The following is a 362-nucleotide window of genomic DNA, read 5'->3' on the forward strand; positions in this document are numbered from 1 at the left end:
GTCACGTCGACCACGGCAAGACGTCGCTGACGGCGGCGATCACCAAGGTGCTGGCGGAGACGGGCGGCGCGACCTTCACCGCGTATGACCAGATCGACAAGGCGCCGGAAGAGAAGGCGCGCGGCATCACGATCTCGACCGCGCACGTCGAGTACGAGACGCAGAACCGCCACTACGCGCACGTCGACTGCCCCGGGCACGCCGACTACGTGAAGAACATGATCACCGGCGCGGCGCAGATGGACGGCGCGATCCTGGTGGTGTCGGCCGCCGACGGCCCGATGCCGCAGACCCGCGAGCACATCCTGCTCGCCCGCCAGGTCGGCGTGCCGGCGCTGGTCGTGTTCATGAACAAGGTCGAC

General features: G+C 68.5%; 1 protein-coding gene. It reads left to right on the forward strand.

All coding sequences use genetic code 11. The features are described 5' to 3' along the window. Window positions 1-362 (forward strand): GTP-binding protein (locus SLNSH_RS24375; RefSeq protein WP_196240310.1); only part of this gene is annotated, 362 nt, incomplete at both ends.

The sequence above is a fragment of the Alsobacter soli genome (assembly GCF_003004785.1).
In the GTDB taxonomy this organism is placed as follows: domain Bacteria; phylum Pseudomonadota; class Alphaproteobacteria; order Rhizobiales; family Beijerinckiaceae; genus Alsobacter; species Alsobacter soli.